8 protein-coding genes are annotated in these 13868 nt (G+C 63.1%); all 8 read right to left on the bottom strand.

Features of this window, described 5'->3' with window-relative positions; genetic code table 11:
• Positions 1-470: 470 nt before the first annotated feature.
• Positions 471-4775: an RHS repeat-associated core domain-containing protein gene (locus HU748_RS18695; protein WP_186721439.1), complete on the bottom strand. Its 4305-nt coding sequence runs from the start codon at positions 4773-4775 to the stop codon at positions 471-473.
• A gap of 9 nt (positions 4776-4784) precedes the next feature.
• Complete coding sequence (locus HU748_RS18690; RefSeq protein WP_186665664.1) at positions 4785-5219, bottom strand: DcrB-related protein; 435 nt, start codon at positions 5217-5219, stop codon at positions 4785-4787.
• 14 nt (positions 5220-5233) lie between these two features.
• Complete coding sequence (locus tag HU748_RS18685; protein WP_186665665.1) at positions 5234-7168, bottom strand: type VI secretion system tip protein VgrG; 1935 nt, start codon at positions 7166-7168, stop codon at positions 5234-5236.
• 23 nt (positions 7169-7191) lie between these two features.
• The gene (tssH, locus tag HU748_RS18680) at positions 7192-9867 is read right to left on the bottom strand and encodes a type VI secretion system ATPase TssH (RefSeq protein ID WP_186721437.1); all 2676 of its coding nucleotides are present in this window, start codon (positions 9865-9867) and stop codon (positions 7192-7194) included.
• A complete protein-coding gene (gene tssG / locus HU748_RS18675) occupies positions 9860-10909 on the bottom strand; it encodes a type VI secretion system baseplate subunit TssG (RefSeq protein ID WP_186665667.1) in 1050 nt (349 codons plus the stop codon). Before tssG ends, tssH begins: the two co-directional genes overlap by 8 nt.
• A complete protein-coding gene (gene tssF, locus HU748_RS18670; RefSeq protein ID WP_186665669.1) occupies positions 10873-12735 on the bottom strand; it encodes a type VI secretion system baseplate subunit TssF in 1863 nt (620 codons plus the stop codon). The genes tssG and tssF overlap by 37 nt, the downstream gene beginning before the upstream one ends.
• Positions 12732-13247: a type VI secretion system baseplate subunit TssE gene (gene tssE, locus HU748_RS18665; protein ID WP_186665671.1), complete on the bottom strand. Its 516-nt coding sequence runs from the start codon at positions 13245-13247 to the stop codon at positions 12732-12734. The genes tssF and tssE overlap by 4 nt, the downstream gene beginning before the upstream one ends.
• Before the next feature lie 119 nt (positions 13248-13366).
• Positions 13367-13855 carry a type VI secretion system tube protein Hcp gene (locus HU748_RS18660; protein ID WP_186665673.1) on the bottom strand — a complete coding sequence of 163 codons (489 nt, stop codon included), beginning with the start codon at positions 13853-13855 and terminating at the stop codon, positions 13367-13369.
• Positions 13856-13868: the final 13 nt, after the last annotated feature.

Here is a 13868-nt window from a genome sequence, read left to right as displayed (position 1 = left end):
AAACAACGCGGTACGGCAGGACCGCTACAACGACGACGGCAACGAAGCTCCCATGTTCGTCGAGTACCCGACCGACATCTTCTGATACTGAGCTTGCTGATGCCCGAATTGCGCAGATAGATCTTGGCCGACTTGAGGGCGTTCAGGTGGGCGTCCCCCTGGCGTCAAACTCGAGGCGCGCTACGGCCCGTCGTCCCTCGTAGACTTCCAGCGTACTGCCAGGGCATAACAGGTCCCTGGGGGCATTGGGGGCAAGGAAGCGCGCGGTTCCGGTTCCTATTCTGCTGTCACGTGATTGGTGATTCTTCGTGACCTCAAGTACAACACTCCAGGCCGCCCGTGAGCCGTCAGGGCCTTCAATCGGAGCGGTGATGACGTAGTAGGGGTGGTTGAGGGGAAGCTGGGCCTTACCGCCGTCACTTACATTTCGCCAGTATATGGTTACGTGAACAGGTCTGTTCATTGGTTGATCACTTTCCACAAGAGATACCCCGCGTCCAACGTGGCTTGATGCGAGCACGATTTAAATCTGCAATTTCTATGTATCTGGCTTTGCCAATATTGTCCAAATTGCTGGAGGAGAACGCTGCATTGGCAAGTTTGTCAGGAACCTTGACCTGAACGATTTTGAAGTCTCCGCCGTGGCCCATCGTCTTACCCCATGTCACAGCATCTTTGTATGACTCAGCAAACCATTTTCCTTCCATGGTGCCATTCGATGTCCACGTGCCGGTTCGCATAAGTCCGTTATATTCTTCCATGCTCATGGAGCGGTAGAGGACAGTCTCCCACCCTAGCGGGTCAATCCACATAAACGGATTGGGAGCATAGCGGTAAAGGTTCCACCCCCCCGCCAACCCTATCGGATCCGGCTGGGTAAAGCGTCCGATGTCGGGATCATAGAATCTGAAGGTGTTGTAATGCAGTCCTGTCTCACGGTCCAGGTACTGGCCTTGGAACCTCAGGTTCTGCTCCATGCCCTGGTCTGGGTTGCAGCGCTCGGCGGCAGTGTTGCCCCACACCCGATAGGTAGCTTCCCATTGGGTCTGTCCATCTTCGTCGGTCTGACGATATGGCAGACCGTTGAGGTGGTTGTGAAAATGCAGTACGCGTTGATGGGCGCCGTTCCCATCGACGCGTGCAAGGGGTTCGTGGCCAGATTCTGCATACAGGTACAGACTGTTTCGACCGTTGCGGCGCTCATGCAGCAGACGCAGGCCATCCCACAGGAAGTCGGTTCTTCCCAGCAGAAGGCCGCGTACATCGTATTGTTCCTTGGCAACGCGTCTGCCTAGTGGGTCGTAGTGCATCCTTACGCAGGTTTCTCGACCGGCATGCAGGGTGCGGACTTCCACCAGTCTGTGCTCAGCGTCGTAGCGAAAGCGTTGGACGCCTCGTGCGCTGCTGACCTTTTCAATCAGGCGCCCGAAGCCGTCGTAGCGATAGCGCTTGTCCTGATACTTCAGCAGTTGGTTGTACTGAACCGAAGAGTTGTTGATTCCGTCGAGCAGGTTTGCGGCGGGGTCGTAATTGAACTGTTCTTGACGACCACCAGATGAGGCATAGCTTGAGCGCACCCTGGCCGTAACGTCGTAGGCAATGGTCTCAAGCGTGTTGCCTGTGGCGTGAAACTCCTCCACCTGGATCAGATTGTCGGCGCCGTCATAGCTGTAGTGCCGACGTGCGTTAGCCAAAGTGGCGGATGTCGGATCGCTTGCGTGATTGCCACGGCTGCGAAGCCGACCCAGTTGGTCGTAATCGCTGCGGTACAGCAGGCGTCCCTGGGTACGATTGATTTCTCGATGCAGCCGATCGCGCTCGAAGTCGGCGATGACGTGCCCATCGAGGTTCAGTTGATGCAGATGACCCGAGCCATACATCAAGCGGTTGATCGAACGACCATCGGGAAGAATGAGCCTGGTCTGATTACCCAGCTCGTCGTAGGAATAGCCAAGTGTGCCATGTGGTGTGTGCTCCTCGAGCACATGCCCCAGCTTGTCATAGACATAGCTCAGCGTCTGGGAGTTGCCGTCCAGGGCAATGGTCTGCACCGCGAGCAACTGGTCCAAGGCATCAAACCGGTACTCCGTGCGGCCATCGGAGGTGATCTTGGCCACGAGCCGACCGATGGCATCGCGTTCGAGCTGGTGGGCGACAGGAGTATCGGGGCTCTCTGGCGCTGGGTGGAACACCAGCCGTATCAGATTGCCCAGAGCGTCATAGCTATAGGTCTTGTGACTACCCCCCAGATCGCGTTGCATTGCCAGGCGGTCACACGCGTCCCAGGAGAATCGATAAGCTTCGCCGTTTTCGTTGACGAGCTCTACCAGTCGGCCGTAGTGATCGTACTCGAAACGCACGCTACGGCCGGCCGCGTCAACTTGGCGGCTGAGCTGTCCGCGTGCCGTGTATGAGTAGCGCGTGGTATGGCCAGTCGCGTTCACATGGGCAATCAGGGCGCCATCGGCTGCACGCTGGTACTGCTCGTGCGTACCGTCTGGCCGAGTGATGGACTGCAACCTGCCTTGTGCGTCATGGCTGTATCGAGTCGTGCAGCCCTCTGCATCCGTCACCTGTGCTAGATGGCCGCGGTGGTCGTAGCTGTAATGAGTAACGGAGCCCGTGCAATCGACTGTCTCGATGACTTGATCCAGGTCGTTCCAGCGCTGTGATCTTGTTTTTCCCGCAGCGTCGACCATCTCGACCATCCTGCCGTGATGGTCATGGCGAAACCGCGTCAGATGTCCTTCAGGGTCTTCTTCACGGGTGCAGTTGCCACGCGGGTCATAGCGGTATTTCCAGCGATTCCCAGCGCGGTCGACTTGCTCTCTGGGTAGCGCCCAATGTTCCAGCCAATACGTGGATTCGCTGCGCCCGAGCGGATCCACCGTTTCGGTCAGGTTGCCGGATTCATCATAGAAGTATTGCCAGCGTCCGCCTTGAGGGTCTACCGCGCCCAACAGCTGACGTTCATCGTTCCATTCGAAATGCCAGGTGTTCGCCAGGGCGTCGGTGTGTTCCACGACTTGATATTGGTTGTTCCAGCGATGCGTATGAGTGCGTTGCAGGCTGTCCGTAACATGGGTCAGCCCGGCGATCAGGTCGTAGGAAAACTGGTATTGATCACCCTCGGAAGTCCAGTGCCGACAGACGCGCCATTCATCGCCGAGGGCTTGCCACTCATAGTGACAACGTAATCCCGACGCGTTCCGGTGTTCAATCAGCCGTCGGTGTTCACCATAGACGAAAAGCCGCTGCACTTGGCCGCTGCCATCCCTGACTTCAGCCAGCTCCCCGAACGCGTCGTAGTCATAACAGACCAGCGATTCGTTGCTCCCGTCACTGTACACGCGAACAATCTGGGCGACGCGAGAGGGCCATCGGGAGCTATAGCGCAATTCCATTCTGGTAGCGCCGTACGTGTCATCGAGCCCGATCAGGCGACCATGCTCGTCGTACCGAAGGTGCACCCGATTGTCATTGCGGTCACCCAACAGGCGCAGGCGCAGGCGTTGGGGATCTATTGGGGAGGGTTCGAATAATCGATAGAGGCCGTCCATATCCTCGATCAACAACTCGCCATCAGCCGCGCGTCTTACGCTCAAACCTTCGCCGGCACTGAATACTGCGTCGCCGGGGGGGATCGTGCCCATATCGATGATCCGCGCCTGCTCATCCGTGTACAGCAGGCGTTCTCCGTCATCCGAATCGGCGATCAGGTTCACGCAGACTTCGTAGGGAACGCTCCAACCTCTGCCGAGCAAACCGTCCTGGCGTTCGTCCAGGCTGCTATAGAAGCGCTGCCAGACCAGTGGCATAAGCGCCGGTAGTGTGAAGTCCAGCTCCTGCTCGCCGCTCAACACTTTCGCGCCAGTGGCTGCATGCACCGGGTTGGGTGCACCGGTTATGGCACGCGTGAGTGCCCCCGTCACCTGGCTACTGACGACACTCGCGGCGCCACCGAGCAGCATGCAGCCAAACTTGCTGTAGAACTTGCCCCCACGGCCACGCAACATCATCAGCGCGGTGATGGCCAAGCCTATGCCTGGCGTCTTGCCGCTGCGGATCTCTCGTACGACGATTTTCTCGCCACCAATGCGCACGTTGTCCGATATCAGGCCGGAGTCGACGATCACCGCGTCGCAGGTGCTGCGATCGCCACTGCGCGCCGCTGGTTGGCCATTGATGCTGACCTTGCCAGAGCCCTCGGCGATATATTGGGGAGGCATCGCCGGATGCTTGGTGCACAGCACCTTGTCATCGTCCGCAGGTTCGGTGTTCGGGGCTGGCGAGGCTACGGTAGGCCGCCACATTTGCGAGAAGAACGCCTTCGTCATGTCGAGGAAGGTTTGCTCTTGCTCTTCTTCTCCTTCATCAGCCTGGCCAGCGGCAGGAGGAGGCAACACCACACCTGCAGCCCGGGCTGCAGGTTTTGAGTTTATGTAGGTATTTTGCGAACCACTGGCAATGTGGGCCTGCACTGTCGGTGGAAAAAGCGCGTTACCTATACCTTCGCAGAACCGACTCAGTGCGGTGTCAGCTCCAGTGCTGGCCATTGCCACGCCGACCACCACCCCCACGACCGCGCCCAGCACAACGCAGCCCAGACCACCGGTAGCAGCAGTGATGCCAAGCGCAGCCCCGACCGCAGCCGTGGCCAAGGCCCCGATGGCGATGGTGGCGGCGACTTCGAGTACACCGCCGACGATGTCGGCCATCATCGAGGTGTGCATCAGTGCGTCGCCTTCGCGCGCAGCCCAGAGTGCGTCGGACATGGTTGTCGTTCAGCCGAGGTTGTCGAAGTCGAGCGACTGTTTGAGAGCCGCCCAGTGCGCCGCTTCCTCCTCACCCAATGGCTGCGGCTTCACGTAGCTCAGGGCGAGCATCTTGCGCGAGCCCGGCAGCAACAGCGCCAGTTGATATTGGTAAACCTTCTCTTTGCCCTTGGTGAACTGGCTCTGCAACTCGATGCCTTCCAGTTTTCCATCTGCTCCCAGCTTCACCGGCTGGGGTGTGTGCAAGCGCAGATCCAGCACCTGCTGGCGCAATCGCTGGATCTGGTCGTCGAAGTTGCTTTGCAACGTTTCCCCTTCGTTCAACAGGCTGCGGCTGACTACCAGTGAGGTGCCCAGTGTCTCGAAACGCAGGATGTTGATGCTGGTATCTCGCACCTGATCGGTCGGAAGGTCGAAGCGAAATTCGTTGAGGCGATAGTTCATGATTCGGGTGTCCGTCATTGGCGCGGGAATTTGTCGCTGACCCGACCGTCGATGCTGCCTTTGTCACCATGGCTGCCCGGTGTGGTGCCTGCTGCTCCACCGATGTTCAGGTCGAGCGTGCCGTTGGGGGTATTGATCTGTGCATGTTCGCTGGCGTTGATGTTCAGGCGTACGCCTGTGAGATTGATGTGACCGTTGGCGTTGAGCTCCAGCACACTGTCGCCGCACACCAGACGCAACTTTTCCCCGGCCTCCATCAGGTAGGTGGTGCTGATGCTGTCGGTCTTGCTGGCGCCAACCAGCAAGGTATCGTGATGGCGTACTGCGCGTACTCGATCCTGGCCGATGGTCACCATCTCCACCATGCCGACGCTCTTGGTCCGGCTTATGCCCACCGACAACGTTTCGTTCTGCTCCACCACCGTGTCCATGTTGCGCTCGGCATGCACATACAACTGCTCCTGCCCGCGCTTGTCCTCCATGCGGATCTCGTTGAAGTTGGCCGGGCTGCCGCCTTTGCTCGAACGGCTCTTCATGCCGCTCTGGGTGGCGTTGCCGGGCAGGTCGTAGGGCACCGCCTGCTCGGCGTTGTACACCCGGCCAGTGATGATCGGTCGGTCGGGGTCGCCTTCGAGAAAGCTGACGATCACTTCCTGGCCGATCCGCGGGATCTGCATCGAGCCCCAGTTCTTGCCGGCCCAGGCCTGGGATACGCGGATCCAGCACGAGCTGTTCTCGTTGGACTGGTCGTGGCGGTCCCAGTGGAAGTGCACCTTCACCCGACCGTACTGGTCGGTCCAGATCTCCTCGCCGGCCGGGCCAACCACCACGGCAGTCTGCGGGCCCTTGACCAGCGGGCGCAGGGTGCTCGAGACCGGCCGGTAGCTCTGCTGGGCGTCGATGCAGCTCAGGTTGCTCTCGAACTGCGCCGAGCCGCTGCCGCCGCCGGTTTCCAGGCGCTCCTGCACCACGTAGTAGCGGGCCGCGACGATCAGGTACTCGCGGTTCTGGTCCTGGCGGGAGAAGCCGCTGAGGCTGAACAGATGACCACTGCCAAGACCACGGGCGTTGCCGCGCAGCTCCACGCGTTCATGCAGGCTCTGCAGCGACTCGAGACGGGTGCGCGCATAGTGCTCGCCATCCTGGGTCTGCTCATAGGCGCCGGGGTAGTCGTACAGCGGGTAGTCGCCGGCCTGGTGCGGGCGTGGCATGGCCGAGCGCACGTCGATCCGTGCGCTGGGGCGCTGGAAATCGTAGTCGTTGAGTTCCAGCGAGCCGGGCTGAACCTCCTGCGCCAGGTGCCAGTCGTTGATGTGGTCGCGCTCGCGGTGCTGGCCGTCGGGCGGATAGAACGGCACCGACTCGTAGCCCGGCGCCTTCTGGTGCGCGCCATAGGCGTCGGCCATCACCAGGACGTGGCGTTCTTGTTCATGACGGAAGAAGTAGTAGATGCCTTCTTCTTCCATCAGCCGGCTGACGAAGTCGAAGCTGGTCTCGCGGTATTGCACGCAGTACTCGCGCTCGCGATAGCTGCGGCTCAGGGCGTCCTCGAAGTCCGAGAACCCCAGGTCGCGGAACACCTGCTTGATGATCTGCGGTGCGCTCAGGTGCTGGAAGATCCGGCAGTCGCTGGTGCGTGTCAGCAGCCACAGCCAGGGCCGCAGGGTGACGCGGTAGCTGGCGAACTGCCCGCGATCGACCGATTGGCTGCAGCGCGCGACGATGCCATGAAAGTGGCGCGAGCCCCCGCCGCTCATCTGCAGCGACAGACTCATGGGTTTGCCCAGCAGCTGGTTGAGGTCGATGGCCGCGTCGTCGCTGGTCAACTGCAGCTCGTAGTCGAACAGGCGGCCGAGCTCTTCGCTGCCGCCCATCTCGCTGAGGATCAGCACGTTCGGCCCCAGGGGGCTGTTGATCTGCGCCAGGCGCGTCAGTTGCGTGAACAGCATGGGTGATCCTGTTTGCGCGGCGCTCAACCGGCCGCGCTGAAGTCATAGTGCAGTTCGTTGTCGCGCGCGCCGATACTGACGCTGGCCAGCGGCTTGCCTTCGAGCAGACGGGTGAGGAACTCGCGGCTCATGTCCGGCAGCAGGCCGTTGGTCAGGATCGCGTCGATCATTCGCCCGCCGCTCTCGGTCTCGGTGCAGCGCGAGACGATCAGCTCGACCACCGCGTCGTCGTAGGCGAAGCCGACCTTGTGGGTGGCCTCGACACGTTTGCGGATGCGCTCCAGTTGCAGACGGGTGATGGCCTTGAGCATGGCGTCGCTGAGCGGATAGTAGGGGATGGTCACCAGGCGCCCGAGCAGCGCGGGCGGGAAGATCTCCAGCAGCGGCTTGCGCAGCATGGTGGCGACCGCATCCGGTTCGGGCAGGGTCTGCGAGTCCTTGCAGATATCGGCAATCAGCTCGGTGCCGGCGTTGGTGGTGAGCAGGATCAGGGTGTTGCGAAAATCGATCTGGCGCCCTTCACCATCTTCCATCACGCCCTTGTCGAACACCTGGAAGAAGATTTCATGTACGTCAGGGTGGGCCTTTTCCACCTCGTCGAGCAGCACCACGCTGTAGGGGCGGCGGCGCACGGCCTCGGTCAGTACGCCGCCTTCGCCGTAGCCGACATAGCCGGGCGGCGCGCCCTTGAGGGTGGAGACGGTGTGCGCTTCCTGGAACTCGCTCATGTTGATGGTGATCAGGTTCTGCTCGCCGCCATACATGGCCTCGGCCAGCGCCAGGGCGGTCTCGGTCTTGCCCACGCCCGAGGTGCCGGCAAGCATGAACACGCCAATGGGTTTGTTGGGGTTGTCGAGGCCGGCGCGGGAGGTCTGGATACGCTTGGCGATCATCTTCAGGGCGTGGTCCTGGCCGATGATGCGCTTGCCCAGGTGGCTGTCGAGGTTGAGCACCGTCTCGATCTCGTTGCGTGCCATGCGCCCTACCGGGATACCGGTCCAGTCGGCAACCACCGAAGCCACGGCCTGGTAGTCGACGGTCGGCAGGATCAGCGGGCTTTCGCCCTGCAGGGTGCTCAGGCGCTGCTGCAAGTCGATGAGTTGTTCGCGCAGCGCATGGCTGCCTTGGGCATCGACCTCCTGATCGACCACCCCGACCTGCTCACGCAACTGGGCGCGGGTGGCCAGCAACTGATCGACCAGGGCTTTCTCTTCGGCCCAGCGGTTTTCCAGCTCCAGCAGGCGCTGACGCTCTTCGGTCAGCAGGGTGTCGGCCTGGGCTCGGCGTTGCTCGGTGGCGACACCAATGGCCGCTTCGCGGGCGATGATCTGCAGTTCGACTTCCAGCGCCTCGATACGCCGACGGCTGTCATCGACCTCTGCGGGCACTGCATGCAGGCTGATGGCCACGCGTGCGCAGGCGGTATCGAGCAGGCTCACCGACTTGTCGGGCAATTGCCGGGCGGGGATGTAGCGGTGCGACAGCTTGACTGCCGCCTCCAGGGCTTCGTCGAGGATCTGCACCTGATGGTGCTTCTCCATGGTCGAGGCCACGCCGCGCATCATCAGCAGCGCCTTTGGTTCGCTCGGCTCATCGACCTGCACCACCTGGAAGCGGCGGGTCAGTGCCGGATCCTTCTCGATGTGTTTCTTGTACTCGGCCCAGGTGGTCGCTGCCACGGTGCGCAGGCTGCCACGGGCCAGTGCTGGCTTGAGCAGGTTGGCGGCATCGCCGGTCCCGGCCGCCCCACCGGCACCGACCAGGGTGTGGGCTTCGTCGATGAACAGGATGATGGGTTTAGGCGAGGCCTGGACGTCCTCGATGACCTGGCGCAGACGCTGCTCGAACTCACCCTTCATGCTGGCGCCAGCCTGCAGCAGGCCGACATCCAGGCTGCGCAGCTCGACATCCTTGAGCGCGGGCGGTACATCGCCGGCAACGATGCGCAAGGCGAAGCCCTCGACGACGGCAGTTTTGCCCACGCCCGCTTCGCCGGTGAGGATCGGGTTGTTCTGGCGGCGACGCATGAGGATGTCGACCAGTTGGCGGATCTCTTCGTCGCGGCCGACGATCGGGTCGAGCTTGCCGCTGCGTGCCTGCTCTGTCAGGTCGACGGTGAAGCGCTTGAGTGCCTCCTGCTTGCCCATCGCAGCGGGGGCCACGGCGCCGCTGGCTTCGCCCGGCGCTGCCGCGGTGAAGCCGTCGCTGGCGGCCAGATTGTTCTCGGGGGAGTCGCCGACGTACTCGTCGAAACGCTCGCTCAGGGCCTCGACCTTGAGCTTGGCGAACTCGCTCGACAGACCCAGCAGGGCATTGCGCAGGCTCGGGGTCTTGAGGATGCCGACCAGCAGGTAGCCGGTGCGCACCTGGCTTTCGCCGAACATCAGGCTGCCGTAGACCCAACCGCGTTCCACTGCCTCTTCGACCTGCGAGGACAGGTCGGTGATCGAAGTCGAGCCCCGTGGCAGGCGATCGAGGGCGTCGGTCAGATCGCGGGCCAGGCGTGCCGGCTCGACATTGAACTGGCGCACGATGCGGTGCAGGTCGCTGTCCTGCAACTGCAGCAGTTGGTGCAGCCAGTGCACCAGCTCCACGTAGGGATTGCCGCGCAGCTTGCAGAACACCGTGGCGGCCTCGATGGCCTTGTAGGCGACGCTGTTGAGTTTGCCGAACAGCGCGGCGCGGCTGATTTCACCCATGTTCCTGACTCCTTGTGCATGGCGGTTGGACCGGCTGCGCGGCGTAGTAGCGAGCGAGCTTGAGGTCGTTGGCATCGTGTTGTGGACGGCCGAGCCAGGTGTCGAAACCCAGGCGCCTGCCGGCATCGAGTCCCAGCGCGGGCACGTGCTCGCGCGCGAGAATGAGGTTCAGGTCCCAGTCCAGCTCGTGGCCCAGGTACTCGGCGACCCAGGCCGCCAGTTCCATGAAGGCCTGCCCGCCGGGCAGCAGGGCGTGGTACTGCTCCAGCGTCAGCGGGCCGAGGCACAGGCGGAACTTGTGCTGGCGATCCCAGACGTAGCGGCCCAGGCACAGGTCCACACCCAGGCGATTGGCGTCCACGCCGAGGCGACTGCGCTCGGGCAACTCAAGCCACTGGCCGACGTACTCCTCGACATGCACCGGCACGCCGAAGTAGCCCGACAGGATGCTGCACAGGCCATCGGGGTAGCGGGTCTGCGCGGCGAGGTGGCCGGAGTAGTGCAACTTGGCGGTATGCGGCAGCGGGCCTTGAGCCTGCAGCTCGGGTTGGCCGCGACCGCTCAGGGCAGCCAGGCGTGCGGCCCAGTAGTCATCGCCGGGGCGGTCGTGGCTGACAGTCGGTCGTGCTTCGGCCCAGGCTCGGTAGAACAGGCTCAGCAGGCGGTGATGGAAGATGTCGAGAAAGCGTTTGCTGGTGTGGTCGGCGTGGTTGCGCTGGCGCTCACGCAGGTACTCGGTCAGGTGTAGCGGCAAGGGGCCGTTGGGGCCACCGAGGCCGAAGAAGAACTGCTCCAGGCGCGCCGGGCCTTCGTCGTTTTGCGTCACCGACGCCAGCGTGGCCGGGGCGAAGCTGCAGTCCAGGCGCTGGCCCAGGCGCACCGGTTCGTCGGCCAAACGCTGGGCGTGGCCGAAGCGCGGCAGCTCGGGGTGCTCGGCCTCCAGGCGACGCAGCGCCTGGAAGAAGTCGAACGCCCAGGGTTCGGCCTGCATGGCCTCGAGTGTGTTCACAGGGTCGGCCTGCGTCCGGGCTTGGCTTTCCATCGCATGATCTCGCCGCGTTCGCGGGTGCGCAGAACGGTTTCGGTAAAGCTGTTGATGGACACGTAGCGGGTCAGGAAGCGTTCGAACACCGCGCCGAGCAGGAACACACCGGTGCCGCGGAACGCGTTTTCGTCGAACTCCAGGGTGATTTCCAGGCCGCGGCCGAAGACGATCGGGCCGGGCATGGGCAGGCGGCGGGTGCAGGGCTTGCTGCTGACTTCGCGCAGGCCGTCGATCTGCAGGTGTAGCGCGCTGTCCTGGCTATCGCCGTACAGACGCAGCAGTTCGCGCAGGGCGGCTGCGCCCTGGCCTTGCTCGGTCAGCGACAGGTAGTTCAGCGACAGTTGGCTGATCAGGCGCCACGCGCGGTTGTCATGGGCATGGCTGGCCTTGGGGCGGCTGGGGCCGGCCAGGCAACGTACGGCAGACACGGGCGCGCTGTCGGCGAGGCTGAAGTCGCTGCGCCCGTCGCCCACGCTCATGAACAGCGGCAGGTCGCGGTTGCTGCACAGCGCGCTGATACCCAGCTGGCGCAGATCGTGGCGGTGCGGCGCCTGTTGGCCATCGACCAGGCTGATGAAGGTTTCGCTGCCCATGTAGCTCGAGCGCGTGCCGTTGCGCCGTTGCTCGCTCGACAGCACCCGTTGCTCGCGGCGCACGATGTAGTAGGCCTGGTCGCGGCCATAGCGCGAGGGGTCGCGCACGGCGTAGAAGGGCAGGAACTCCTGGTCGGCACCGGTGCCGTGGCCGGTGACGTGCTGCAGCGAGTGGATCTCGAAATCGGTAGGGCGGGTGCGGTCGGCGATTACATGGTGTTCGTTGACCTTGTCGGTCAAGTGAATGCGGTCGACGCGGCGCGGGAACAGGTTGATCGCTGGGGTGCAGAAGGGCACCAGACGCTCTGCGCCGACGCTGCTTTCCAGTGTCGAGTCGAAGCGCTCGAACAGTACCAGCAGCTCCAGCTCCTGCCCGTTGCAGCGCTTGACCGCCCGTTCCAGGCCCGCGAAATCGACAAATAGAAAGCGCTGCGGCAGGGCAAAGTATTCCTGCAGCAGCCGGTAGCCCTGAAACGCCTGCGGCACCACTGGCAATGCGGCTTCACTGTCATCGAAACCACAGGGGCGCAGGGCCTGCTCCAGCGGGATGCGCTCGACCCAATCAGCGCCGGGCTGGCGGGCGAACACGGCGCAGGCGCTGCCCAGCAGTTGTTCGTAGAGACGGTAGGGCGTTTCGTCGGCGCCGTTGAGGTACAGCGGCAAGTGCGTCAGCGGCAGGCTGCACAGCGGGATCTCGGCACCGCTGCGCAGGGTCAGGCGCAGCGCGGCGCGGGCCTTGGGTTCGCTGGCGGCGAGGCGGCCGAGCACGGTGCCGGGGTTGCCGAAATATTCGGCGCGGGCCACCTGCAGCGGCCACAGGGTCACGTCCTGGGTGCTGCGAAACTCGCAGGGAGTCTGCGAGTCGCGGCCAAGGTTGGCCCGCAGCACGCTGCCACGTGGCAGCGGGAAGCCGGCACTGAGCGAGCCCTCGTCGGGGTCGGTCTGCAACTGCACCACGGTCATCGAGGGCGTCGGTGCCAGATAGTGCGGGTAGGCGATTTCCAGCAGGTTGTGGGTGAAGGTCGGGTACTCGGCGTCGAGCTTGAGCTGCACGCGTGCAGTGAGGTACGCGAAGCCTTCGAGCAGGCGCTCGACATACGGGTCGGCGCAATCGATGCCGGACAGTGTGAGGCGTCCTGCGATCTTCGGGTACTCGCGGGAGAACTCCGCTGCACTCTCGCGGATGTGCCGCAGTTCCTGGTTGTACAGCTCGAGCAGGCGCGGGTTCATGCGCGTCTCCGGCGATCGGCGGGGGCCACGTGCACTTGGCCGGACTCCAGGTCCAGGTCGGTCTGCAGCAGCAATGGCAAGGCCGCAGGCTGGGCCCAGAGATCGCCTTCGATCTCGAAGCTCAGGGCGTTGGCGTTCATTTCGCCGGGCGCGACCAGGGCCCGCACCTTGAGGGTGTGGGCGAGGATGCGTGGCTCGTAGGTGGCGATGGCCTGGTGAATGATGCGCTCCAGGGCCAGCAGGTCGATGTTCGACGCGCAGTTGCCGGCCAGGGCGGGCAGGCCGTAGTTGATCACCGAGGTGCCTGCGGGGGTATCCAGGGTGCGGGTGCTGTCGAGCAGCGATGTGGTATTGAGCAGCCAGGCCAGGTCGCGCAGCACCGAAGCCTTGAGCTGTTGCAGCGACAGCACGCGCTTGTCCGGGGCCTCCTGCGGGTTGCCGGGGTCGTCGTCGGTCAGACGATCCAGCAGCGAGGGTTGCAGGCGGTCACGGGCGGCGATGTCGGCTACCACGGATGGATTCCTTCAAGGATTCGGGATCGTGTCGACTGCTTCGCAAGCAAGTCGCAGCGGCGAACCGCCGCTCCTACAAACGAGGAGCGGAATTGCCCGCGAAGCAGTCGACGCCGCTATCAGATCTTGACGTTCTGGCGCACGTTCCAGCCGTACTTGATCGCGCCGCCATCCTTGGTGCCGTCGGCCTTCTGCGGCTGATAGTCCACGGTGACCTTGGCGAAGTTCAGGGTGACGTTCTCGGTGAGGCGGTCATCGCTGCCCGAGCCGCCGGTGCTCAGCGAGCTGATGATCACCTCTTCGAGGTTGATGATCAGGTACTCGACCTGGCTCTCGCCACCGGCCTTGCGCACGGTCAGCTTGACCTTGTCAATGTGCTTGCCGCTGGAGCAGTGGGCCATCAGGTTGGGGCTGGACTTGTCCACGTACTTGGTGATCGACAGGTCCTGGATGTTGACCTTACCGGAGCCGCCGCCCCCGCCCATGTGCATGTTGCCGGACTGGGACATGCCCCAGCTCCAGTTCAGCACGTCGATTTCGTCCTTGTGGGCCTTGTCCGCGGACTCGCCCTTGATGTCGCCGATCTTGATGAAAATATCTACAGCCATGATGTCCTCGGTA

The sequence above is a fragment of the Pseudomonas sp. RW3S2 genome (genome assembly GCF_014268955.1).
GTDB classification, from domain to species: domain Bacteria; phylum Pseudomonadota; class Gammaproteobacteria; order Pseudomonadales; family Pseudomonadaceae; genus Aquipseudomonas; species Aquipseudomonas wayambapalatensis.
The sequence above is the reverse complement of the archived record's forward strand: the minus strand, read 5'-3'. Positions and strand labels throughout refer to the sequence as shown.

What these genes read in the sequence shown, in the direction of transcription:
- HU748_RS18695 (WP_186721439.1), bottom strand. Translation starts at nt 4,775, where the DNA reads ATGTCCGACGCACTCTGGGCTGCGCGCGAAGGCGACGCACTGATGCAC.
- HU748_RS18690 (WP_186665664.1), bottom strand. Translation starts at nt 5,219, where the DNA reads ATGAACTATCGCCTCAACGAATTTCGCTTCGACCTTCCGACCGATCAG.
- HU748_RS18685 (WP_186665665.1), bottom strand. Translation starts at nt 7,168, where the DNA reads ATGCTGTTCACGCAACTGACGCGCCTGGCGCAGATCAACAGCCCCCTG.
- tssH (WP_186721437.1), bottom strand. Translation starts at nt 9,867, where the DNA reads ATGGGTGAAATCAGCCGCGCCGCGCTGTTCGGCAAACTCAACAGCGTC.
- tssG (WP_186665667.1), bottom strand. Translation starts at nt 10,909, where the DNA reads ATGGAAAGCCAAGCCCGGACGCAGGCCGACCCTGTGAACACACTCGAG.
- tssF (WP_186665669.1), bottom strand. Translation starts at nt 12,735, where the DNA reads ATGAACCCGCGCCTGCTCGAGCTGTACAACCAGGAACTGCGGCACATC.
- HU748_RS18660 (WP_186665673.1), bottom strand. Translation starts at nt 13,855, where the DNA reads ATGGCTGTAGATATTTTCATCAAGATCGGCGACATCAAGGGCGAGTCC.